This is a genomic window from Streptomyces sp. RGM 3693 (assembly GCF_050471125.1).
In the GTDB taxonomy this organism is placed as follows: Bacteria; Actinomycetota; Actinomycetes; order Streptomycetales; family Streptomycetaceae; genus Streptomyces.
Genome location: NZ_JBMPPQ010000001.1, coordinates 1,539,062 through 1,561,476, shown reverse-complemented (window position 1 = coordinate 1,561,476; position 22,415 = coordinate 1,539,062). Strand labels below are relative to the sequence as shown.

At 74.2% G+C, this 22,415-nt stretch carries 20 protein-coding genes; 8 read left to right on the top strand and 12 right to left on the bottom strand.

Features of this window, described 5'->3' with window-relative positions; genetic code table 11:
• Positions 1–57 precede the first annotated feature (57 nt).
• Complete coding sequence (locus ACO0M4_RS06570) at positions 58–783, top strand: hypothetical protein (RefSeq protein ID WP_430368725.1); 726 nt, start codon at positions 58–60, stop codon at positions 781–783.
• 92 nt (positions 784–875) lie between these two features.
• Positions 876–1,883 (top strand): serine/threonine-protein kinase, encoded by a 1,008-nt coding sequence (locus tag ACO0M4_RS06565; RefSeq protein ID WP_430371274.1) that lies wholly within the window; start codon positions 876–878, stop codon positions 1,881–1,883.
• 230 nt (positions 1,884–2,113) lie between these two features.
• Here the strand turns inward: ACO0M4_RS06565 and ACO0M4_RS06560 are convergent, their stop codons facing one another.
• Positions 2,114–3,439 (bottom strand): streptophobe family protein, encoded by a 1,326-nt coding sequence (locus ACO0M4_RS06560; protein WP_430368724.1) that lies wholly within the window; start codon positions 3,437–3,439, stop codon positions 2,114–2,116.
• Between the two features lie 185 nt (positions 3,440–3,624).
• On the opposite strand from ACO0M4_RS06560, the gene ACO0M4_RS06555 reads away from it, so the two are divergent.
• Both ACO0M4_RS06555 and ACO0M4_RS06550 read left to right on the top strand, forming a co-directional pair.
• Positions 3,625–4,887, top strand: coding sequence for a DUF6777 domain-containing protein (locus tag ACO0M4_RS06555; RefSeq protein ID WP_430368723.1), 1,263 nt, complete (start codon positions 3,625–3,627; stop codon positions 4,885–4,887).
• Between the two features lie 192 nt (positions 4,888–5,079).
• Positions 5,080–6,255, top strand: a complete 1,176-nt coding sequence (locus ACO0M4_RS06550) for a L,D-transpeptidase (protein ID WP_430368721.1) — start codon at positions 5,080–5,082, stop codon at positions 6,253–6,255.
• A gap of 35 nt (positions 6,256–6,290) precedes the next feature.
• On the opposite strand, the gene ACO0M4_RS06545 is transcribed toward ACO0M4_RS06550, so the two are convergent.
• The 8 genes from ACO0M4_RS06545 to ACO0M4_RS06510 all read right to left on the bottom strand — a co-directional run bounded on the left by ACO0M4_RS06545 (position 6,291) and on the right by ACO0M4_RS06510 (position 15,538).
• A complete protein-coding gene (locus ACO0M4_RS06545; RefSeq protein WP_430368720.1) occupies positions 6,291–6,890 on the bottom strand; it encodes a COG4315 family predicted lipoprotein in 600 nt (199 codons plus the stop codon).
• A 136-nt stretch (positions 6,891–7,026) separates the two neighbouring features.
• Entirely contained in the window at positions 7,027–8,085 is a 1,059-nt protein-coding gene (locus ACO0M4_RS06540; protein WP_430368719.1) for an aldo/keto reductase, read from the bottom strand.
• A 126-nt stretch (positions 8,086–8,211) separates the two neighbouring features.
• Positions 8,212–10,269 (bottom strand): phosphocholine-specific phospholipase C, encoded by a 2,058-nt coding sequence (locus ACO0M4_RS06535; RefSeq protein WP_430368717.1) that lies wholly within the window; start codon positions 10,267–10,269, stop codon positions 8,212–8,214.
• 323 nt (positions 10,270–10,592) lie between these two features.
• The gene (locus ACO0M4_RS06530) at positions 10,593–11,144 is read right to left on the bottom strand and encodes an ATP-binding protein (RefSeq protein WP_430368716.1); all 552 of its coding nucleotides are present in this window, start codon (positions 11,142–11,144) and stop codon (positions 10,593–10,595) included.
• 194 nt (positions 11,145–11,338) lie between these two features.
• Positions 11,339–13,510, bottom strand: a complete 2,172-nt coding sequence (locus ACO0M4_RS06525) for a xanthine dehydrogenase family protein molybdopterin-binding subunit (protein WP_430368714.1) — start codon at positions 13,508–13,510, stop codon at positions 11,339–11,341.
• Between the two features lie 29 nt (positions 13,511–13,539).
• Positions 13,540–14,535: an FAD binding domain-containing protein gene (locus tag ACO0M4_RS06520; protein ID WP_430368713.1), complete on the bottom strand. Its 996-nt coding sequence runs from the start codon at positions 14,533–14,535 to the stop codon at positions 13,540–13,542.
• Positions 14,532–15,125: a 2Fe-2S iron-sulfur cluster-binding protein gene (locus tag ACO0M4_RS06515; RefSeq protein WP_430368712.1), complete on the bottom strand. Its 594-nt coding sequence runs from the start codon at positions 15,123–15,125 to the stop codon at positions 14,532–14,534. Before ACO0M4_RS06515 ends, ACO0M4_RS06520 begins: the two co-directional genes overlap by 4 nt.
• Entirely contained in the window at positions 15,125–15,538 is a 414-nt protein-coding gene (locus tag ACO0M4_RS06510; RefSeq protein ID WP_430368710.1) for a hypothetical protein, read from the bottom strand. Before ACO0M4_RS06510 ends, ACO0M4_RS06515 begins: the two co-directional genes overlap by 1 nt.
• 198 nt (positions 15,539–15,736) lie before the next feature.
• On the opposite strand from ACO0M4_RS06510, the gene ACO0M4_RS06505 reads away from it, so the two are divergent.
• On the top strand, positions 15,737–16,564 hold the full coding sequence (locus ACO0M4_RS06505; RefSeq protein WP_430368709.1) for a lipase family protein: 828 nt from the start codon (positions 15,737–15,739) through the stop codon (positions 16,562–16,564).
• Here ACO0M4_RS06505 and ACO0M4_RS06500 read toward each other — a convergent pair.
• The gene (locus ACO0M4_RS06500) at positions 16,527–17,186 is read right to left on the bottom strand and encodes an isochorismatase family protein (protein WP_430368708.1); all 660 of its coding nucleotides are present in this window, start codon (positions 17,184–17,186) and stop codon (positions 16,527–16,529) included. The genes ACO0M4_RS06505 and ACO0M4_RS06500 overlap by 38 nt on opposite strands.
• A gap of 202 nt (positions 17,187–17,388) precedes the next feature.
• On the opposite strand from ACO0M4_RS06500, the gene ACO0M4_RS06495 reads away from it, so the two are divergent.
• The 3 genes from ACO0M4_RS06495 to ACO0M4_RS06485 all read left to right on the top strand — a co-directional run bounded on the left by ACO0M4_RS06495 (position 17,389) and on the right by ACO0M4_RS06485 (position 20,300).
• Positions 17,389–18,594, top strand: coding sequence for a serine hydrolase domain-containing protein (locus ACO0M4_RS06495; RefSeq protein WP_430368707.1), 1,206 nt, complete (start codon positions 17,389–17,391; stop codon positions 18,592–18,594).
• Between the two features lie 57 nt (positions 18,595–18,651).
• Positions 18,652–18,960, top strand: a complete 309-nt coding sequence (locus tag ACO0M4_RS06490) for a hypothetical protein (RefSeq protein ID WP_430368706.1) — start codon at positions 18,652–18,654, stop codon at positions 18,958–18,960.
• A 281-nt stretch (positions 18,961–19,241) separates the two neighbouring features.
• Entirely contained in the window at positions 19,242–20,300 is a 1,059-nt protein-coding gene (locus ACO0M4_RS06485; RefSeq protein WP_430371272.1) for a PP2C family protein-serine/threonine phosphatase, read from the top strand.
• On the opposite strand, the gene ACO0M4_RS06480 is transcribed toward ACO0M4_RS06485, so the two are convergent.
• Together ACO0M4_RS06480 and pcaD are read right to left on the bottom strand one after the other, a co-directional pair.
• A complete protein-coding gene (locus tag ACO0M4_RS06480) occupies positions 20,276–21,490 on the bottom strand; it encodes a 4-hydroxybenzoate 3-monooxygenase (RefSeq protein ID WP_430368705.1) in 1,215 nt (404 codons plus the stop codon). The two genes, ACO0M4_RS06485 and ACO0M4_RS06480, sit on opposite strands and share 25 nt — an antisense overlap.
• The gene (gene pcaD / locus ACO0M4_RS06475; RefSeq protein WP_430368704.1) at positions 21,490–22,308 is read right to left on the bottom strand and encodes a 3-oxoadipate enol-lactonase; all 819 of its coding nucleotides are present in this window, start codon (positions 22,306–22,308) and stop codon (positions 21,490–21,492) included. The genes ACO0M4_RS06480 and pcaD overlap by 1 nt, the downstream gene beginning before the upstream one ends.
• Positions 22,309–22,415 lie beyond the last annotated feature (107 nt).

The window sequence follows — 22,415 nt, the reverse complement described above, 5'->3', positions numbered from 1 at the left end:
GTCGCGGCCGTACGCGAGGAGTGCCGAGAAGTGCCGAGAAATGCCGAGGAGCCGCCCGTGACCGTGCCGGAGTTCCGTCCCAGTCATGTCGTCCCGCCGGGCGGGACGGCGACCTGGGCGGCCCCGGACGCCACCCGTCCGCTGGTGCCGCTCGATCCGCTGCTGCCCGTCCGGGTCGTCGAACGGCGCGGTGACTGGGCGCTGGCGCTGTGCTCCAACGGCTGGTCGGCGTGGGTGGACGGGCGGCTGCTGCTGGCGGTGCCGCACGGCCCGCCGGCCGCCGGGCAGCCCGCCGCCCGGACCGCGGACCCCCGGCCGCTGCTGGCCGCCGCCGAGGGCGCGCTGGGCCGCTACCGGCAGTTGGTCGAGGAGTTGCTGGCCGGGCAGCTGGACCGGGAGGCGTTCGCCGAGCGGTCGCGGGGGGCGCGGGTCGGGGCGGTGGTGGACGGTGACGCGGTGTGGCTGTACGACGCGCGGCACGAGCGGTGGTGCTTCTGCGACGGGGCGTCGCTGGTGACCTTCGCCGTGTCGGACGGGCCCGCGGCGGACGCGTCGGAGGGGGGCGTGGCGGAGGGGCCAGTGGCGGACGGGCCCGCGGCGGAGCCGGACGCCGGCGCGGTGGAGGCGGCGGGCGGCGGGGTCGCCGGGGGTGCCGGATCCGGGGGTGCCGGATCCGGAGGTGCCGGATCCGGAGGTGCCGGATCCGGGGGCGGACTGCCCGCCGCGGCGGAGTTCCCGCCACCGTTCCCGCCCTCGGTGGGCGGGCAGGGTGACCGGCCGTGAACGGGGAGCCGGCTGGGCAGGCGGGTGACGAGCGGACCGGCCCGGCCCCGGAAGGCCCGGAGTCGGCCGGCCGGACCCGGGAGCGGGCGACCGTGCCGGACTCGTCCGGGCTGCGCGGCCGCCGGATCGCCGACTACCTGCTCGGGGACGAGATCGGGCGGGGCGGTATGGCGGTGGTCTACAAGGCCGAGGACCTGCGGCTGGGCCGGACCGTGGCGCTCAAGCTGCTGGCCCCCGAGCTGGCCCGGAACGACACCTTCCGGCAGCGCTTCGCGCATGAGTCGCGGGTGGCCGCGGCGATCGACCACCCGCACATCGTGCCGGTCTTCGAGGCCGGCGAGACCGACGGCCTCCTCTACATCGCGATGCGCTACGTCCAGGGCCGCGACCTGCGGGCCCTGCTGGACCGCGAGGGCCCGCTGCCGCTCCCGACCACCTGCCGGATCGCGGTCCAGGTGGCGTCCGCACTGGACGCCGCGCACGCCCACGACCTGGTGCACCGCGACGTCAAACCCGGCAACGTCCTGATCGCCGAGGGCACCGACAGCGACCGCCCGGAGCACGTCTACCTGACCGACTTCGGGCTGACCAAGAAGTCGCTGTCGCTGACCGGGTTCACCAGCGTCGGCCAGTTCGTCGGGACGCTGGACTACGTGGCGCCCGAGCAGATCTCCGGACGTCCGGTCGACGGCCGGTGCGACGTCTACGGGCTGGCCTGCGTCGCCTACGAGATGCTGACCGGGGCCCCGCCGTTCCGCCGCGACGACGACATGGCGCTGCTGTGGGCCCACCAGTACGATCCGCCGCCGGCCCCGAGCGGGCTGCGGCCCGACCTCCCGCCGGCCGTGGACGCGGTGTTCGCCCGCGCGCTGGCCAAGGCGCCGGAGGAGCGGTACGAGAGCTGCCGGGGGTTCGTGGCGGCGCTGCGGACGGCCGGACAGACCGGGACGGCGGGCGGCCCAACGGCGGGAGCCGCGCCGACCCGGGTGGCCGCCCCCGCCGGCGGGACGGAGCAGAGCGCCCGACACAGCGCCGCGCCCCCGCCGCCCCCGCGCTGGGCCGCCCCGGTGTTCCCGGAGCCGGGCGCCGCGGGGTCGTAGAGGGTCGGCGGCCACGGGGACGTAGGGGCGCGGCGGTCGCGGGGACGTAGGGGCGCGGCGGTCACGGGGACGTAGGGGGTCGGCAGTCACGGCACGCGCACGGCGGTCCGGGCCGGTCTTGGCGGTTCGGGCCGATCTTGGGGACGGCGGTCCGGCCCGGAGTTCGGGACGGCGGTCCGGCCCGGTCTCCGGGAGGCGGTCCGGCCCGCGGACGTCAGTGGTCCCGGACGTCAGTGGTCCGGCGGTGGGGTCCGGTGGGCGTCCCGGACCTCGCCGGGGTGCCGGACCCGGCGCGCCGCGAGGCCCCCGGCGAACCCGGTGACCAGGCCCCAGGCGGCGCCCACCCCCACCAGCCGCCACAGCTGCGGCTCCAGGGTGACCGCGCCCCCCAGGTCGCCGCCGAGGTCGCCGACGCCGATCAGGGAGAGCCCGTAGTGGGCGTCGATCCGGGTGACCAGCCCGACGACGAGGAGGGTGAGCGCCAGCGCCACCGCCATCTCCAGGGCGTGCCGCCAGGCGGGTGTCCGGGCCGGGGCGCGGACCGCCGCGGTGAACGCGGCACCGAGCAGCACCACAGCGGCCACCGCCACCAGCAGCCAGACCCGCCCGTCGTAGGCACCGAGCGAGCCCAGGTCGACGGTGCGCTGCCCGCGGTGCCGCAGCACCTGCTCCAGGGCGTTCGGCAACGGCAACCCGAGCGCTTTGTCGACGTGCCCGGTCCAGGCGCCGCCGGTGCCGATGCCCAGCGCCAACCAGGCCACGTTCGGCAGCCCGAGCAGGAGCACCGCGAGGGTGCGGGCCGGGTCGCCGCGGGCGATCAGTTCGATGACGCCGACGACCAGCCCGATGGCCACGTAGGCCAGCAGGGTCAGCAGCATCGCGTGGGCCGGTGGGCGGAACGAGTCCTGGAAGCGGAGCAGCCGGGGGGAGAGCGGGGCCTTGCGGGAGACGAGGAAGGCCAGCGCCAGCACGGCGAGCACCCACAGCAGCCCGTAGCCGAGGGTGGCCGGGACATCGGCGCGGAAGCCGACGGTGGGGGTGCTGCCCAGGAGGGCGCCGAGTTGGTCGACGAGGGAGTTGCCGACGGTGATGGTGAAGCTGTGGCGGGCGGCGAGCGTGATCAGCCACAGCAGGACCAGCCAGCACACCGCCGTCCGGGCGATCCGGCCGAGCAGTTCGCCGACCGGGGCGACCGCGCGGTGGCGCAGCGGCCGCAGGAAGACGACGGCGGTCACCAGGAAGCCGGCGAGGGTCACCGACAGCGGGACGGCGTCGACGGCAGCCTGGGCCTCGGCGATGATCCCGGCGTCGCCGGTCGCACTGATCGAGCCGCCGGCCGCGGTGACGACGGCGGCCGCGACCACCGCGGGGAAGCCGCCGCCGGGCAGTCCGCCGGCGCCCGCCGCCCACAGGCCGAGCGCGGCGGTCACCAGCATGGTGGCCAGGCCCGCCAGGGCGGTGCCGAGCGCCTCCAGCCAGCCGCGGAGGGCGGGCGGAAGGCCGTGGGGTGCCGGGTCTTGGGGGCCGGCCGCTGTCGGGCCGCGCGTCTGGCTCACGCTTCTCTCCTGCGGGGCGCGGGGGCCGAACTGCCGTCCAGGCCACGGTACGCACGGCCGTGCCAACCCCGCTTGCGGAGGACGCCGCACCTGGGCACACAATTGCCCGTACGTGGCTGAATCTCCACAAATCCGGGCGTCATACGCATGGCCGGATGGCCCAACAGCACCGGGAAGAGGGACCCGTGACATCTGCACCGTCACCGGAGCGCCGACCGGGAAGCCAGCCGACCGGTCCACCGTCGGGTCCGCTGTCCGACTCCCCCTCCGAGCCATCCCACGAGCCGACCCGCCCCTGGCAGAAACCGGGGCAGCCCACCGCACCGGGCGCGGGATCGCCCCCGGGCGGCGGGGGCGGCGACGGGGGCGGGGGCGGAAACGGCGGCGGGGGCGGTGCGAGCGGCGGCGGAGGCGGGCCCCGGCCCTGGTGGCGGTCGGCACCGCGGATCGCCCTCGCCGCGGCCGCGGTGGTCGTGGCCGTGGTGCTGACGGTGGTGCTGACCCGCCCCGGGGGCGGCGGGGGCACGGGTCAGCTGCACCTGGAATCGGTCGGCTCCACGGGCCCGGCCCCGTACTCCGCCTCGACGGTCAACGGGGGCGGCACCGCGTCCCCGACGGCCACACCGTCCGTACCGCCGCGCGGCGACCACCAGCGCACCAGCGTGTCGGGAGCGGCGCCCGGTCTGTACGGCGGCAGTCGCGACAAGGCCAGCTGCGACGTCGAGAAGCAGATCCGCTACCTCCAGGCCAACCCGGACAAGGCGCGGGCGTTCGCCGGCGTGCAGGGGAAGAGCGCCGGGGAGCTGCCGGCGTACCTGCGGTCCATGACCTCCGTGCAGTTGCTGGTCGACACCTGGGTCACCAACCACGGCTACCAGGACGGCAAGGCGACCACCTACCAGGCGGTGCTCCAGGCGGGCACGGCGGTGCTGGTGGACGCGCACGGGGTGCCCAGGGTGCGCTGCGCCTGCGGGAACCCGTTGACGCCGCCGACGGCCACCGGCCGGCAGGGCCTGAAGACACAGGGCAAGCCCTGGCCGGGGTTCCGGGACGCGAACGTGGTGACGGTCCAGCCGGCACCGAAGCCGGTGCGGTCGTTCGTCCTCAAGGACCCCGACACCGGGCAGTACTTCGCCCGCCCGAAGGGTGCCGACGGCAGTACGGACCAGCCGTCGCCGCCGCCGTCCGCGTCGCCGTTCTCGCCGTCGCCGTCGTCCCCGGCATCCCCCGGTACACCGGGGGGCGGCTCACCGCCCCAGCCCCCGGGCGGCGGTACGGCACCGGAGTCCCCGTCGGGTCCCGGCTCGACGCCGGGCGGGCCCTCGACGCCCGAGCAGCCCGGCACCCCGGGGCCCACGACTCCGGAACAGCCCGGTGGCCCCGGGTCACCCGGCGGACCTGGCGGGACCCCCGGAACGCCGGCCCAGCCGGGCGGCACCGCCAGCTGACGCGGCACGCGTCCCGGGCCGAGCGCGACGGCGCCGCCCGGGGCGCTCGTCGCGCTCCCCAGGCTTCGATATCGAACTGTGTCCTAATAAACCGGTGCACCGCACAACCTTTGAAGCGGACAAAACATCTGTATGTGTGGCGGATGCCTTCGGCACCGCCACCGTCCGTTGTTCAGCTTTGGAGGGACCCTCGTGCACGCCGGAACACGTCGCCACACCGCCCGGTTGATACCCGCCGCGCTCGCGGCGGGGTTGCTGATGACCGCGTGCGGGACCGGCGCCGGCTCGTCCAAGGCAGCGGAGCCGGCTGCCAAGGTGACCGTCACCCCGGCCGCCGGCAGCTCCACCGCGAAGCTCGGCTCGCCGATATCCGTCAAGGCCGACGGGGGCAAGCTGACCACGGTCGACGTCAAGGACGACAAGGGCGCCAAGGTGCCCGGGAAGCTGACCGCTGACGGTGCGTCATGGACGTCCGAGGGCAAGGTCCGGCCGAAGACCACCTACACCGTGGCCACCAAGGCGAAGTCGACCGGCGGCAAGGAGTCCTCGGCCACCACGACCTTCACCACCGAGCAGGCCGACAAGGTCAACAAGCTCACCAACACGCCGGGCAACGGGCAGACGGTCGGCACCGGCATGCCGATCTCGATCCTCTTCGACCACGCGATAGCCAAGGGCAACCGCGCCGAGGTCGAGAAGGCGCTGAAGGTCACCACCCAGCCGCACGTCGAGGGCGCCTGGGGCTGGGTGAAGGACTGGTCCGGCAAGGACCGGATCGACTGGCGGCCCAAGGACTACTGGCCGGCCGGTACCAAGGTGTCCGTCCGGGGCGGGCTGTCCGGCATCAACTCCGGCGACGGCGGCTGGTTCGCGCGGGACTACGACTTCGACTTCACGATCGGCGCCGACCACAAGGCCGTCATCGACGTGCCCTCGCACACCCTGACCCTGTACGCCGACGGCAAGGCGGTGGGCACCATCAGGGGCTCCGCGGGCTCCCCGCAGGACCCGACCCGCGGCGGGGTGCACACCGTGCGCAGCAAGAACGCCGCCGAGACCATGGACTCCGCCACCATCGGCCACGGCGACGAGTGGATGCTGGACTCCCAGTGGGTCACCCACCTCACCGCGTCCGGGACCTTCCTGCACTCCGCCCCGTGGAACCGGTCCCTCGGCGTGGTCAACAACAGCCACGGCTGCTTCGGCATGACCACCTCGGACGCCAAGCGGGTCTACGACTTCCTGTCGGTCGGCTCCACGGTCGAGGTGAAGGGCACCAGCAGCACCAAGAAGACCGACGTCGGCAACGGCCTGGAGGTCTGGCAGGAGAACTGGCAGCAGTGGCAGCAGCGGAGCGCCCTCAAGTAGCCGAGAAGACCCTCACGTAGCCGGGCGGGGCACGCTCAGTATCCGCTGGGGCCGGCGCTGCCACGGGGACTACCGCTGGAACTGCCACTGGGACTGCCGCTGGGCACCGGCTTCGTGATCCGGTTGCCCGCGGGGTCCAGGACGTACCACCTGGCGCCGTGGTCGTCCGAGCCCTGGCCGTTGACGTCGCCGGGCCGCTTGTCCTGGACGAAGTAGTAGAGCGGGTGCCCGTGGTAGGTGACCTCCCGGCTGCCGTCACGGCGGGCGGTGGTCCCCAGCAGTTCCTCCTTCACGCCGCTGCCGGCGGTGGGGGCGCCGCGCACCACCAGCGGCGGCCAGTCCTTGGCGCAGTCGTCGTAGCACGTCGACTCGCGGCCCTTGTCCGCCTCGAACAGGTACAGGGTGCGGCCCTGTCCGTCGACCAGGATCGTGCCGAGCGGCCCGGAGCGGGCGTGCACCGCGACCGGCCCCGCCGACGGGGTCGCCGTCGGCGGGGCGCTGGCCGGGCCGGTCCCGGAGGGGGTCTGGGAGCGCGACGGGGCGGTCCCGCCGCCCCCGTTCGCGCATCCGCCGACCACCACCGCGACCAGGGCGACGGCGGCCGCGGTGACGGCCGTCGTGGCGGTGTTCCTCATCGCACGTCTCCTTCGGCACCCGTGGTGGGCCGGCGGACCGCCGGCCCACCTCACTAGAGCGCAGCCGCCGGCGCCCGGCCATCCGGGCGGCGGCGTTCGGCGTACGGGACGTCCGGGGCGGGTGGGCGCGGAGCGGTCAGCGCACCTCGTGGGCGGTGCGCCGGTAGGTGGAGCGCCGGTCCTCGATGGCGGACCAGCGGTCACCGTAGACGGTCTCGGTGATGCCCGGTTCGCGGAGGAAGGCGTGCGGGAAGCCGAGCGGGACCTCGCTGGCGGCGTCCAGCCGCGCCACGGCGTCCGCGTCCAGTGCCACGTCCACGCTGGCGAGGTTGTCGGCCAGTTGGCTCTCCTTGGTGGCGCCGATGATCGGGATGATGTTGCCGGGGCGCTGCCGCAGCCAGGCCAGGGCCACCTGGGCCGGGCTCCAGCCGCCCTTTTCGGCGACCTCCAGGACGGCGGTGACGGTCTCGTCCTCGTTGTGGTCCCAGTGGCCGGTCCGGTCGGTGGTGTCCAGCCGGCCGGACTCGCCGCGCCGGTACTTGCCGGTGAGCTTGCCGGCCGCGAGCGGGGCCCAGGCCAGCACGGCCAGGTCGAAGGCGCGGGCCTGCGGGAGCAGTTCGCGCTCCACGGTCCGCTCCAGGAGGTTGTAGCGCAGCTGCGAGCCGGCGAAGGCGGTCCAGCCGCGCAGTTCGGCGAGGGTGTTGGCCTGGGCGATCTCCCAGGCGGGCCAGTCGGACACACCGAGGTAGAGCACCTTGCCGGCGCGCACCACGTCGTCCAGGGCGCGCATCACCTCTTCGACGGGGGTGAAGTTGTCCCGGGCGTGCACCCACAGCACGTCGAGCCGGTCGGTGTTCAGGCGGCGGAGGCTGGCCTCGACGGACTGCACGAGGTTCTTGCGGTGGTTGCCGCCGGCGTTGACGTCGCCCTCGGCGGTGGCGCAGGTGTACTTGCTGGCCAGGACGAACCGGTCCCGGCGGCCGGCGAGCAGTTCGCCGAGCATGGTCTCGGAGCTGCCGCCGGTGTAGTTGTTGGCGGTGTCGAGGAAGTTGCCGCCGGCGTCGGCGTAGGCGTCGAGGATGCGGGCGCTGGTGTCCTTGGCGGTGCCCCAGCCCCAGTCCTCGCCGAAGGTCATGGTGCCCAGGGCCAGTTCGCTCACCCGCAGGCCGGTCTTGCCGAACAGTGTGTACCGCAACGGTTCCCCTTCGGTCGGTGGTGGGTCACACGCTAGGAGCTGGAGTGCGCTCCAAGGCAAGACGACATTCCGCCGACGGGTGGCCGGGAGGCGCGGACGCCGCGGCGCCTCCCGGCCGGGGCCGGGTCAGCCGGTGCGGAGCGCCGGGTCGCTGACGCCCGGCTTGCCGGTCTCGACATGGCCGGCGAACCGGCGCAGGAAGCCGGCGTCGGTGTCGGCGGTGACCGTCAGGTCGTACCAGCGCTTGCTCGCGGTGAGGTCGACGGACCGGGTGACGGTGCCGCCCGGGTCCACCCGGACGGTCTGCTTGGCGCCGCCGTAGGCGTTGGCGACGGTCAGCTGGCAGGGGGCGGTGCCCGGGTTGGTGAAGGACAGCTCGACGTGGCCGGAGGCGGCGTCGTGGCGGGCGGTCACCTCGGGGGTCTGCTTCTTGCCGGGGCCCTTGAAGGTGCGCAGGAAGCCGTTGGGGCCGTGCACCGTCAGGTCGTAACTGCCCTTGGAGTAGGTGGTGTTCCAGGTGTCGGCGAGGGTCTTGCCGGCCTCGGTGGTGTACGTCCAGGGGCCGTCGGTGCGGTTGGCGGAGGTGACCAGGAAGCAGGCGCCGGCGGCGTTACCACCGCTGAAGGTGAGGGTGAAGCGGCCGCCGGCGACGTCCGCGGTGCCGTCGGTCAGCGGGACGTAGGGCAGCGGGCGGCTGGGCCGGGAGCCCGCTTCCTGCTTGGGCAGGACGGGGTTGGCGGGCGGCGTGGGGTGGTAGCTGTCGTGCCGGTTGTGGTCCGGCGGCTGGTAGCCCTTGGTGTCCGGGAGCGCGGCCGGCTTGGTGTTCTCCAGGGAGAAGTCGAACGCGGAGGTGAGGTCGCCGCAGATGGCGCGGCGCCAGGGCGAGATGTTGGGCTCGTGGACGCCGAAGCGGCTCTCCATGAACCGGATGACGGAGGTGTGGTCGAAGACCTCGGAGCAGACGTAGCCGCCGGTGCTCCAGGGGGAGACCACCAGCATCGGGACGCGCTGGCCCAGGCCGTAGGGGCCGGCGGCGTAGGTGAGGCTGCCGGGGAAGTGCTCCAGGGTGGTGTCCACGGTGGACCGGCCCTGGTCGGCGGAGGCCGGCGGGAACGGCGGGACGACGTGGTCGAAGTAGCCGTCGTTCTCGTCGTAGGTGATGAACAGCGCGGTCTTGCTCCACACGTCGGGGTTGGAGGTGAGCGCGTCCAGGACCTGGGAGACGTACCAGGCGCCGTAGTTGGCGGGCCAGTTGGGGTGCTCGGAGAACGCCTCGGGGGCCGCGATCCAGGAGATCTGCGGCAGTTTGCCGGCCTTGACGTCGGCCTTGAGCTGGTCGAAGTAGCCGTCGCCCTGCTTGACGTTGGTGCCGGTGCGGGCCTTGTCGTAGAGCGGGTCGCCGGGCTTGGCGTTGCGGTACTGGTTGAAGAAGAGCAGGGAGTTGTCGCCGTAGGTGCCGCGGTAGGCGTCGTCGATCCAGCCCCACTTGCCGGCGGCGTCCAGGCCGTCGCCGATGTCCTGGTAGATCTTCCAGGAGACGCCGGCCTTCTCCAGGCGCTCGGGGTAGGTGGTCCAGCCGTAGCCGGCCTCCTCGTTGCCGACGACCGGGCCGCCGCCGGTGCCGTCGTTGCCGACGTAGCCGGTCCACATGTAGTAGCGGTTGGGGTCGGTGGAGCTCATCAGCGAGCAGTGGTAGGAGTCGCAGATGGTGAAGGCGTCGGCGAGCGCGTAGTGGAAGGGGATGTCCTTACGGGTCAGATACGCCATGGTGCCGGTGCCCTTGGCGGGGATCCACTGGTCGTACTTGCCGCCGTTCCACGCCTGGTGGCCGCCGTGCCAGTCGTGGTTGAGGCCCTCGATGAACTGCATGCCGAGGTTCTCGGCGTCGGGGTGGTAGGGCAGCACGTCCTTGCCGCCGTTGGCCTGGTACCAGACGGATTTGCCGTTCGGCTGGGTGACCGGGCGCGGGTCGCCGAAGCCTCGGACGCCCTTCAGCGAACCGAAGTAGTGGTCGAAGGAACGGTTCTCCTGCATGAGGACGACGATGTGCTCGACGTCCTTGATGGAGCCGGCGCTGCGCCGGGCGGGGATGGCGGCGGCGCGGGCGATGCTGCTGGAGAGGGCGGTGACGCCCGCGGTGGCGCCGGCTATCTGGAGGAATCGCCGGCGGTTGATGTCAGCCATGTGTCTGGGAACCTCGCGGGTGGGGGGAATGACGGGGGTCTGATCGGGGGGCGGTGCGGAACGGGTCGTGCGGTATCAGCGGTCAGCAGAGTGTTCCAAGAGGAACGAGGGTCCGGGAAGAGGGGGTGTCCCGGAGATGACACTTCACCGTACGGGGGGCGAACTCCTAGGCCGGCGGCGCCCCGGCATGACGAACGGCCGGCGGTTCACGGCAGTTGTGCCGTGAACCGCCGGCCGTTGGGGCCGGTCGGGTGCGCCGGATCAGCGACGCATCGGACCTGCGGGAGCTGGGGCCTGTCCGATGCGTCAGGGTCGGGCAGGCCCTAGACCAACGTCACCTCTGACGGGGTCGGGCCGGCGGCGACGGCCGGGTCGGAGGCGGGAGCCGGGGCGGGGGCGGGGGCGGGGGCGGCCGGGGGCTCCACCGCGGGCGCGGGTTCCACCACGTCCGGCACGCTGCGCAGCGGCACCGGCGGGGTCACCGGGGCGGTGCGGGCCGCCTCGATCCGGCGGGTGAACCAGATGACCTTGCCGTCGGGGGTGCCACAGGTGCCCCAACTGTCGCTCACGGCGGCGATCCGGGCGAGTCCGCCGCCGCCCGCGCTCTCCAGCCGCGGCAGCCGGGGGCCCTCGTCGGCGACCGAGGCCGTCAGATGCCGGCCGCTCCAGCGGAGTTCGACCACACAGCGGGCGGCGGGGCCGATATGGCGGTGGACGTTGGTCAGGAGCTCCGTCACCCCCTCGCACACGGGCGGGATATGCAGCTCAAGGTTCCAGTGGCGCAGATGCGCGGCGATGATCCGCCGGATCTGCGGGACGCGCTCCGCCGAGGCGTGCAGTTCGACCGTGTAGTGCCGGTCGCCGGGTGGTGTCATGTCGTGGCTCCTCACCGCGAGGCTCACGTCTTTCACCTCGTTGGACCAACGAACCCCGAACACGAAGAGTGAGCATCCGTCACGTATGGGTTGACTGCCATGCTGACCCGGGGGGTCCGGGTCAGCAACAGGGGTGGTCCGTCCGGGTTGCCCGCCCCGGTGGCGGGCCCCGGTGGCGGGCCCCGTACGGGCCGTCAGGAGTGGAGCGTGGACAGCGCGGCCAGCACCTTGTCCGGCGTCAGTGGCAGATCGCGGAGCCGGGTGCCGGTGGCGTGCCACACCGCGTTGCCGAGCGCCGCCGCGGTGCCGACGGTGCCGATCTCGCCGATGCCCTTGCTGCCCATGGGGTTGAGGTGCGGGTCCTCCTCGTCGAGCCAGTGCGCCTCGATGACCGGTACGTCGGCGCAGGCCGGGACGTGGTACGCGGCCAGGTCGCAGGCGGTGAAGTCGCCGAAGGCGGGGTCCAGGGCGCTGCCCTCCATGAGGGCCATGCCCAGGCCCATGGTCATCCCGCCGATGAACTGGGAGCGCGCGGTACGGGAGTTGAGGATCCGCCCGGCCGCGTACTGGCCGAGGAGCCGGCGGACCCGGACCTCGCCGGTGCGGACGTCGGCCTGCACCTCGGCGAAGACGGCGCCGAAGGCGTGCCGGGAGTACGGGGACCGCTCGGCGGTCTCCAGGCGGGTGTCCTCGGTGACCGTGATGCCCTCGGCGGGGAGCGACCCCGCGTGGTCGCTCAGCCGGGCCAGCAGCGCCGTGCACGCCTTGTGGACGGCCCAGCCCCAGGAGGCGGTGCCGGCGGAGCCGCCGGCGAGCATGGCGGGCGGCAGATCGCTGCTACCGATGTCGACCTGGATGCGGTCCTCGGGGACGCCGAGCGCGGCGGCGGCGATCTGGGCGAGGACGGTGCGGGCGCCGGTGCCGATGTCGGTGGCGTTGACCCGGATCCGGTAGCCGCCGTCGGCGGCGGCGTGCGCCTCGGCCTCGGTGGCGCCGATGTAGACGGGGTAGGTGGCAGCGGCGACGCCGGTGCCCAGCAGGAGGTCGCCGTGGCGGTGTACGGCGGGGCGCGGGTCGCGGGGCAGCCAGCCGAAGCGTTCGGCGCCCTCGCGGAGGCAGTCCACGAGGTGGCGGCTGCTGAAGGGGCGCCCGCTGTCCGGTTCGGTGTCGGGCTCGTTGCGGATGCGCAGTTCGACCGGGTCGATGTCCAGGAGGGCGGCGAGTTCGTCGACGGCGGACTCCAGGGCGTACATTCCCGGGGCCTCGCCGGGGGCACGCATCCAGGAGGGGCTGGGGACGTCGAGGGCGGCGACGCGGTGTGTGGTGCGGCTGTGCGGCGAGGTGTACATGATGCGTGCCGGGACCGCGGCCTGTTCCACGAACTCGGTGATCGTGGAGGTATGGGTGACGCAGTCGTGGGCGAGGGCGGTGATCACACCGTCGGTGCCGGCGCCGATCCGGACCCGCTGGAGCGTGGGGGCACGGTGGCCGACGACGGCGGGCATCTGGCGGCGGGGCAGGGCCAGTTTGACGGGGCGGCCGGTGTGCCGGGCGGCCATCGCGGCGAGCACGACCTGGGGGCGGGGCGTCCCCTTGGAACCGAAGCCGCCGCCGACGTGTTCGGAGATCACGGTGATCTCGTCCGTGCCGAGCTTGAACAGGGCGGCCAGGTCCTCGCGCACTTTGGTGGAGCCTTGGCTGGCGTCGAAGACGGTGAGGTGGCCGTTGGCCCACTGGGCGGTGGCGGCGTGCGGTTCCATCGGGTGGTTGTGCAGCGGCGGCACGGTGTAGGTCGCGTCGACCCTCGCCGGTGCGGCGGCGAACGCCGTGTCGAAGTCGCCGCGTTCGCGGACCGCGGGGAAGTCGCCGTTGACGCTCTCCGGCACGTACAGCTCCGGGTGGTCCGCGGTGATCCGTACGTCGTGGCGCTCGGTGGCGTAGGTGACGTGGACGGCCTCGGCGGCGGCCTGGGCGGCTTCCAGGGTGTCGGCGACGGCGAGCGCGACGTACCAGCCGCGGTGCGGGACGCGGTCCTCCTGGAGCAGAGCCAGGGTGGGGTCCGAGGTGGACGCCAGGCGGGGCGCGTTCTCGTGGGTGAGCACGGCGATCACCCCGGGCAGCGCCAGCGCCCCGCCGATGTCCAGTTCGGTGATCCGGCCGCGGGCGACGGTGGCCGGGACCGGCCAGGCGTAGGCGCAGCCGGGCGGGGTGTGTTCGGCGGCGTAGCGGGCGGTGCCGGTGACCTTCTGCCGGCCTTCGCGGCGGACCAGGGGGTCGCCCAGGGGGTGCGGCGGCTGTGGGGCGGGCGGCGTCGGCCGCTCCGGTGGAGCCGGTGCGTGCGCCGGGGGGAACGGGTCGTGGCTCATGGCGCGGGTCCTTGTGGTCGCGGGCGGGGTCATCCGTTGGTGGCGCGGTCGGCGAGGTCGGTGAGCACGCCGACGGCGAGGGCATGGGCCAGCGGGACCTTGAAGCCGTTGTCGCGCAGCGGTGCGGCGGCGGCGAGTTCGGCGGCGGCGGCGCGGGCGAAGGTCGCCTCGGTGGCGGGCGCGCCGTGCAGCGCGGCCTCGGCGGTGCGGGCCCGCCAGGGGCGGTGGGCCAGTCCCCCGAAGGCGAGCGCGGCGTGGGCGACGACGCCGTCGCGGACCGCGAGAACGACGGCGACGGAGGCCAGGGCGAAGGCGAACGAGGCGCGGTCGCGGGCCTTGCGGTAGCGGGAGCGGGTGCCGGGGCCGGGCGGCGGCAGTTCGACGGCGGTGAGCAGTTCGCCGAGCCGGATCTCGGTGTCCCGTTCGGGGCTGTCGCCGGGCAGTCGGTGGAAGTCGGTGGCGGGGACGGTGCGTTCGCCCTCGGGCCCGTGCAGGTGCACGGTGGCGTCCAGGGCGGCGAGGGCGACCGCCAGGTCGGAGGGCTGGGTGGCGACGCAGTGTGCGGAGTGCCCGAGGACGGCGAGGTCGCGGTGGGCGCCGTCGAGGGCCGGGCAGCCGGTGCCGGGCTCCCGTTTGTTGCAGGGCTTGGAGGTGTCCTGGAAGTAGGTGCAGCGGGTGCGTTGGAGGAGGTTGCCGCCGGTGGTGGCGGTGTTGCGGAGCTGTCCGGAGGCGCCGGCCAGCAGGGCCTGGGACAGCACGGGGTAGCGGTCGCGGACGGCGGGGGCCGCGGCGAGGTCGGCGTTGCGGACCGTGGCGCCGATGCGCAGGCCGCCGTCCGGCAGTTCCTCGATGCGGTCCAGCGGCAGCCGGCTGACGTCGATGAGGGTGCGCGGGGCCTCCACGCCGAGCTTCATCAGGTCGACGAGGTTGGTGCCGCCGGCCAGGAACTGGACGCCGGGCTGCCCGGCGGCGGCCCGGACCGCCTCGTCGACGCTGTCGACCCGCAGGTAGCCGAAGGGTCTCATCGGCCGGTCACCGCCGCCCCGGCGGCCGCGGCGTCGGCGACCGCTTCGACGATCCTGGGATAGGCGCCGCAGCGGCACAGGTTGCCGCTCATCCGCTCCCTGATCTCGTCGGCGGTGAGCGCGACCGGGGCCCCGGACCGCGCGGTTTCCGGGGTGACGTGGGAGGGGAAGCCGTCGGCCGCCTCGGCCAGGACGCCGACGGCCGAGCAGATCTGGCCGGGGGTGCAGTAGCCGCACTGGAGGGCGTCACGGTCCAGGAAGGCTTCCTGGAGGGGGTGCAGCCGCTCGCCGTCGGCCAGGCCCTCGACGGTGGTGATCTCGCACCCGTCGTGCGCCACGGCCAGGAGCAGGCAGCTGTTGGCGCGCCGCCCGTCGACGAGGACGGTGCAGGCGCCGCACTGCCCGTGGTCGCAGCCCTTCTTGGCGCCGGTGAGGTCGAGGTGCTCGCGGAGCAGGTCCAGGACGGTGGTGCGGTGGTCGAGGGTCAGGGTGTGTGCCGTGCCGTTGACGGTGAGGGTCAGTTCGGAGTGCCGGCCGTTGACCGGGCGGGGGCCGTCGGCGCCGTCCCGGTGGTCCGCCCCGTACGCCATCAGGGGGCGCCCTTCGTGACGGGCTGCCGCAGCGTCTCCAGCCGCAGTTCGACCTCCTTCTCCTGGTCGCCGGCGGCCGTGCCGAGGACGTGGACGACGAAGGCGGACTTCAGGCTCGCGCACAGCTGGTCCACGGCCCAGTAGCCGCCCTGGAGGGTGACGGTGACGGGGGAGGTCAGCCGGCGCGGCTCCGGGGTGGTGCCGCGCTCGCTGACGTCGACGGTGGAGGTCCACACCGTCGCGCCCGGCCCGGCCGTCTCCTGGGGGACGTCGTCCGCGGCACGGTCGGAGCGGAAGGCGGTGTGCAGGGTGCGGAAGACGGCATGCGCGTCCGCCGTTCCGCAACCCTGGAGCTCCACCACGACTTCGGCCGATGCGTGTTCCGCGGGTGACGCCTGTTCCTCGCTGTTCACTGTGGGCCCTTCCTGTGGGTGCCGGACGCTTCCAGGCTCGCTCCGCACCCCGGTGTGTGCGACCCGAGGCTCGAACGAGTGGTTTAAACGGGCGCACCTGCTCGCCACCGCCACAGAGAGTTACGGTGTGTAGTCAGAGCGCGCTCTCCGTAGTCGCGCTGTCATCCCTGCCGGCCGCACATCCCCCCAGGAGCACCGTTGACCAGTCCCCTCGTCGACCAGCACGCCACCGGCTACAGCCTCCGTCAGGCGCTGTGCATGGTGCGCGCCGCCGAGCTCGCCTACCAGGGCGAGCAGACCATCGAGGCCGCCGCTCGGGAGTGGGGGTTCGACCGGGTGCGCCACCACCACACCGCGTTCCGCCCGCCGTTCCCGCTCCAGGACACCCAGGCGTACACCCTCGGCGGACGACACATGATCATCACCGCGTTCCGCGGCACCGAGCCGGCCGAGCTGCGGGACTGGCTCTCCGACGCCACCACCCCGCCGTGGCCCGGCCCCGGCGGCCGGGGCTATGTGCACTACGGCTTCGCCGAGGCGCTGGAGGCCGTGTGGCCGCAGGTCCTCACCACCCTCAAGGAGTTCCGGGACAACGACCAGGCGCTCTACTTCACCGGCCACAGCCTGGGCGGGGCGCTGGCGATGCTGGCCGGCACCCGGCTGCACTTCGAGGACCCCCGACTGACCGCCGACGGCGTCTACACCTTCGGCCAGCCCCGCACCTGCGACCCGGGGCTGGCCCGGGAGTTCAACACCGCCTTCGCGGAGCGCATGTACCGCTTCGTCAACAACAACGACATCGTCCCCCAGCTCCCGCCGGAACCGGTCTTCCGGCACGTCTCCGCGTTGCGCTACATCGACTCCCGGGGCGCGGTGCACAACACCATGCCGCTGATCGGCGGCCTGCTGGACCGCGGCCGGGGCCTCACCGCCGATCTACTGGCCCCCGCCTCGGACGGCATCCGGGACCACTTCATTACGGCGTACGTCACCGCGCTGGAGAACGCGGCGGAGCAGCAGGGCTGAGCCACCGTTCGGCCGCGGCGGCGGGGAGCCCGGGGAAGGGTGCCTGCACCGGTGGGGCGGTGAAGGCGACGGCGGCGGCGTGCGGGACGATCTCGACCTCGTCACCGAGGGCCCACTCGGCGGCCCGGGAGGACATCGCGGCCGGCACGGTGTCGCTGATGTCCGGCGCGGCGGGGATGTCGTAGGTGGCGTGCGCGTCGTGCGGCAGGACGACGCGGTGCCCCAGTGCCAGTGCGGTCCGCGCGGTGGCGGCGACGCACATTTCGGAGAGCACCCCGCACACCGCCAGTTGGGTCACGCCCGCCCCGGTGAGCAAGGCGCCGAGTCCGGTGCCCGCGAAGCCGTCGTCCTCGGTCTTGCGGACCAGGTACTCGTGGGGGCCGGGTTCGACGGGGAGGTGGAGTTCCCAGCCGGGGGTGTGGGGCGCGTCGACGGTGCCGGGCGCGCCGTCGTTCTGCAGGTGGACGACGAGGGCGCCGGCCGCGCGGGCGCGGGAGAGCAGGCCGCGGGTCCGGTCGAGGACCCGGGCCGCGTCGGGGACCGCCTCCTCCCCGGAGACGAACGCGGATTGGACGTCGACGACGAGGAGGGCCTGGACGGGGCGGAGCGGCGCGGCGGTCATGGTGACCATGATCCCGTTCCGCGGCGCTGGGCCGGACGGGCGGGAATGATTCCGGCCGGGCAGGCATGGTTGCCACAGGCATCGATCCGGGCGGATCATCCGTACGTGCTCCACGGCCGCAGGTACGTCGTGTCCGCGCGTGGGCGTGTGTGCGGTGGGGCGCGGTACCCGACCGCATCGCGACGACGCGAGGAGAGCCACCGTGGAAGCTGCCACCGTCAACGGCCACTGCGCACCGGGTTTCGAGGGGGTGCGCAGCGCCTTCGAGCGGAATTTCCGCGAGCACCGCGAGATCGGGGCGGCGGTCGCGGTGACCCTGGACGGGGAGCTGGTGGTCGACCTGTGGGGCGGCCGTGCGGAGGCGACGGGGAGCCGGGCCTGGGAGCGGGACACCCTGGTCAACGTCTACTCGACGACCAAGGGGATGACCGCGTTGTGCGCCCATCTCCTGGTGGACCGGGGCGAGTTGGACCTGGACGCGCCGGTCGCCCACTACTGGCCGGAATTCGCCCAGGCCGGGAAGGAGGCCATACCGGTGCGCTGGCTGCTCAGCCACCGGGCCGGGATGCTGGCGCCCCGGGAGCCGCTGGCCGAGGGCCGCGCCTACGACTGGGAGTACGTCCGCGACGCCCTGGCGGCCACCCCGCCGTGGTGGGAGCCGGGGACCGCGCAGGGCTACCACGCGATCACGTTCGGGTATCTGGTGGGCGAGGTGGTCCGGCGGATCACCGGGCAGTCACTGGGGGCGTTCCTGCGCAGTGAGATCACCGGGCCGCTCGACGCCGCGGTCTTCGTCGGCACCCCGGTCGAGGAGCACCCGCGGTGCGCCGACATGGTCGGTCAGCTGAGCCCGGGCCAGCTCGGCGAGCGCTTCCGGGACCTGCCGAAACCGCCGGTGCGCGGGATCGCCGACCATCCGCGGGCCGGGGTCACGCTGGCGCTGACGTACATCCCCACCGGCGACGTCAACAGCGCCGCCTACCGCACCGCGGAGATCCCGTCCGGCAACGCCCACGCCTCGGCGCACGGTCTGGCCGCCGTCTACGCGGCCCTGGCCGGCGGCCGGCTGGTCGGGCCGGCCACCTTGGAGGCGATGCGCCGCTCGCAGAGCCGGCCGGACGAACCGGACCTGACCCTCGGGGCGCTCACCCCGGAGGGCACCGCCGCGGCGTACCGCTGGGGGCTGGGCTACATGCTCAACGACCGGGGTCAGGCGGGGCCCAACCAGCGGGCCTTCGGGCACGGCGGCGCGGGCGGTTCCTACGCCTTCGCGGACCCGGAGAACGGGCTGGCGTACGCGTACGTCATGAACCGGTTCGGGGGCGGGACCAGCGGTGAGGACCCGCGGAGCCGGGCGCTGGTGGCGGCGGTGTACACGGCGCTGGCGGCGGTCCGCGGCCGACCCTGAGGGCCCGCTCCGACCGCCGCGGATACGCGGGTGCGGCGCAATAATGGGAGGTGCGGCATGGATCCGTCCGGCGCCGCCGCGGGTGCGACGGCCCGGAGAGAGGGCGTGGTGACCATGGAACGGGACACCGAGACGGTTCACGAGGCGTACTCGTTCGTCTGCCTGCACTGCGGACACGGGTGGGAGGAGGAGTACGAGATCCGGCACACCACCGACCTCGCGGGCCGTCGGCGCGCCGACTACTTCACCCACGGCCGGCGGGTGCCCTCGCCGCTGACCCGCGCGGACTGCCCGGACTGCAACCGCGGCCCGATCCGGATCCTGCGGCCCGGCCGGGTGAACAGCGCACGGACGTACCTCGGCTGACGCGTCCGCGCCGCCGTGCCCGACCCCGCTGCAATTCGATAACGGGGGCGCATGCTCCGTCATTCAGTCCGGCAAATGTTGCATATGCTCAGGTCGGGGGCCCGGAGGCTGGTTTCGGACAGTCGAACGGACCGCGGCCGGTCCTCCGCATGCGATCGCCTCTCAGGGGCCGCCGGCCGGGCGGTCCCTGATCCGTCACAACGCCGGAGTGGACCTTGACCGTGGAGAAGGGGGAGCAGCGCACCCGCTCCCGTGCGCTGGCCGCGCTTCCGTACCTGGTCATGGCCGCGGTCAGCGCGGTGGACCTCACCGCAGGCCCGGGGGTCGGCTTTCTGCCCCTGGTGTCACTGGGGCCGGCGTTCGCCGGTCTGGTCGGCGGCTGGCGGCGGACCGCGCTGGTCGGGTTGACCGCGGCGGTGCTCTGCGTCGGGCTGGGGGTCCACAGCGGGCTGTTCGAGAGCCGGCGCGGGCTGACCGCGCTGCTGTCGGTGGCCGGGGTGACCGCGGCCGGGGTGGTGGCCGCGGTGATGCGGCAGCGCCGGGAGGCGGAGCTGGCCAGCGTGCGGTCGATCGCCGAGGTCGCCCAGCGGGTGCTGCTGCGACCGGTGCCGCGCGGTGCCGGTCCGCTGCGGATCGCGGTCTCGTACACCTCCGCGGTGGCCGAGGCCCGGATCGGCGGCGACCTCTACGAGGTGGTGACCTCGCCCGCCGGGGTGCGGATCATCGTCGGGGACGTGCAGGGCAAGGGCCTGGAGGCGGTGGAGAGCGCTGCGGTGGTGCTCGGCGCGTTCCGGGAGGCGGCGCACGACGAGCCGGATCTGCCGGCGGTCGGCGCCCGGGTCGAGCGGGCGCTGAACCGTCATCTGTCCGGTGAGCGGTTCGTGACCGCGGTGCTCGCCGAGATCGGCGACGGCCCGTACGCCACGCTGCTGAACTTCGGCCACCCCTCCCCCCTGGTCGTCCGCCCCTCCGGCCAGGTCGGCTACGCGGCGCCGCCGGAACGCGCGCTGCCGCTGGGCCTGATGGAGCACGGGCCGGACGCGCCGGTCCCCCACCAGGTGCCGTTCGCCCCCGGCGACCAGCTGCTCTTCTACACCGACGGGGTCACCGAGGCCCGGGACTCGGCCGGCTGGTTCTACCCGCTCGACGAGCGCGCCCACCTGCTCAAGGACCCCGACCCGGAGGCGGCGCTCCAGGCGGTCCGGGAGGACGTGGTCGACCACGCGGAGGGGCCGCTGCACGATGACGCGGCGATGCTGCTGGTGCGGTACCGGACGGGGCGCCGGGACCCGGACCGGCCGGGCCCCGGGGGCGGTCAGGACAGTGGCAGCCCGGTGTAGTTCTCGGCGAGTTCGGCGGCGGCGTGCCAGGAGCCGGCGATGCGGTCGAGCTGGGCGAGCTGGAGCCGGGTGTCGAAGGGGCTCTGGTCCGGGGCGGTGTGCAGGGTCGTGGTCATGAAGTGCGAGAAGTGCTCGGCGCGCCAGACCCGACGCAGACAGGTGGCGGAGTAGGCGTCGAGCAGTTCCGCCGAGCCGGTCCGGTGCCGGTGCGTCAGGGCGCGGGCCAGGACGGTGACGTCGGCGACGGCGAGGTTGAGGCCCTTGGCGCCGGTGGGCGGGACGATGTGCGCCGCGTCGCCGGCCAGCAGGACCCGGCCCCAGCGCATCGGCTCGGTGACCGAACTGCGCAGCGGCAGGACGGCCTTGGCGGTGAGCGGGCCGCGGGCTGGTTTCCAGGGGGCGGTGTCGACGGCGGCGCGGGCCTGGAGTTCGTCCCAGATCCGGTCGTCGGGCCAGTCCCCGGGGTCGGTGCCGTTGGGGACCTGGAGGTAGAGCCGGCTGAGGGTGGGCGTGCGCATGCTGAGCAGGGCAAAGCCGCGGTCGGAGTGGGCGTAGACCAGCTCGTCGTGGGAGGGCGGCACGTCGGCGAGGACGCCGAGCCAGGAGTAGGGGTAGCCGCGGGTGTAGGTGCGGCGGGCGGAGTCCGGGATCGCCTGCCGGGCCACGCCGTGGAAGCCGTCGCAGCCGGCGACGTAGGCGCAGGTGAGGGTGTGTTCGCGGCCGCCGTGGGTGTAGTGGATACGGGGCCGGTCGGTGTCCGCGCCGGTCACCGCGCGCGCCTGGGCGTCGAAGAGCAGCGGCGGGCCGTCGGCGAGCTGGAGCGCTATCAGGTCCTTGACGACCTCCGTCTGGGCGTAGACGGTGACCCGGCGGCCGTCGGTCAGCGCCGGAAAGTCCAGGCGGTGGGCGCGCCCGTGGTAGCGCAGCTCGATGCCGTCGTGGACCAGTCCCTCGCGGTCCAGCCGCTCCCCCGCCCCGCAGGCGCGCAGCACGTCGGTGGTGCCCTGTTCGAGGATGCCGGCGCGCTGTCGCTGTTCGATGTAGGGGCGGTCGCGGCCCTCCAGGACCACGCAGTCGATGCCGGCGCGGTGCAGCAGCCGGGCGAGCAGCAGTCCGGCGGGGCCGGCGCCGATGATGCCGACGGTGGTGTCGCGGGGAGGCGCGCTCGGTGCGGCGGGGGTGCGGGGCATCAGCGGTCCGTTCCTGGGGCGGGGCGGGTGTGGAGCGGGGCGAGGTGGGCGAGGAGGGCGGCGAGGACCTCGGCGGGGCGTTCGACGCCGGCGAGGTGGGCGGCGCCGGACAGTTCGACGAGGCTGGCGTCCGGGATGCCGTCGGTGAGTTCGCGGGCGTGCGCGGGCGGGGTAGCCGGGTCGGCGCGGCCGGCCACGACGAGGGTGGGGGCGGCGATCCGGGGCAGGGCGGTGCGCAGGTCGAAGGTGGCCAGGGCGTCGCAGCAGGCCGCGTACCCGTCGGGCGAGACGTCCCGGCGCAGCGTCTCGACCAGGGCGGTGGCGGTCGGTGAGGGGGCGAAGGCGGGGGTGAACCAGCGGTCGGCGGCCGTGTCGGCCACCGCGTCGGTGCCCTTGGTACGGACCTGGGCGGCCCGTTCGCGCCAGCCGGCCGGCTCGCCGAACCGCGCGGACGAGCAGACCAGGGCGAGCGAGGCGATCCGGGTCGGGTGGTGTGCGGCGAGCCAGGCGCCCACCGCGCCGCCCAGCGACGCACCGGCGTAGGCGAACCGGTCGAGGCGGAGGGCGTCGGCGAGGTCCAGGACCAGGCCGGCCAGTTCGGGGACGGTGGTCGTCCCGGGGTTGGCCAGTGCGTCGAGGGGCGTGCCGCCGTGGCCCGGGAGGTCCCAGCGGACGACGTGGAACCGGCGGGCGAGCTCCGGGAGTTGGGGGTCCCAGAGGGAGAGTTCGGTGCCCAGGGACGGGCCGAGGACGAGCGGCGGGGCGCCGAGCGGGCCGTCGGTGGCGTGGTGCAGTGCGGGGGCGGCGGGCGGCGTCATACGGGCTCCTGCGGGGCGTGCGTGTGCTGTGTGGGGGGCGTGGGGCGTGCGGGGCGTGCCCGTCGGGGTCGGGGCGCGGGCCGTGCGGGCGTCGGGCGCGGCGTTCC